This is a genomic window from Pseudoalteromonas sp. SIMBA_162 (assembly GCF_046535955.1).
Classification (GTDB): domain Bacteria; phylum Pseudomonadota; class Gammaproteobacteria; order Enterobacterales; family Alteromonadaceae; genus Pseudoalteromonas; species Pseudoalteromonas marina.
The window spans coordinates 1-275 of sequence record NZ_JAWJBQ010000341.1 but is presented as its reverse complement, the minus strand read 5'-3'; the positions used below and the strand labels follow the sequence as shown (position 1 = coordinate 275).

General features: G+C 59.6%; 1 protein-coding gene. It reads left to right on the top strand.

The features are described 5' to 3' along the window. A partial coding sequence (locus tag R0J88_RS19950) for a Rop family plasmid primer RNA-binding protein (protein ID WP_113240273.1) occupies positions 1–159 on the top strand: 159 nt, incomplete at its 5' end. Positions 160–275: the final 116 nt, after the last annotated feature.

Below are 275 nucleotides of genomic sequence, written 5' to 3'. Positions count from 1 at the left end.
GCCCGCTTTATCAGAAGCCAGACATTAACGCTTCTGGAGAAACTCAACGAGCTGGACGCGGATGAACAGGCAGACATCTGTGAATCGCTTCACGACCACGCTGATGAGCTTTACCGCAGCTGCCTCGCGCGTTTCGGTGATGACGGTGAAAACCTCTGACACATGCAGCTCCCGGAGACGGTCACAGCTTGTCTGTAAGCGGATGCCGGGAGCAGACAAGCCCGTCAGGGCGCGTCAGCGGGTGTTGGCGGGTGTCGGGGCGCAGCCATGACCCA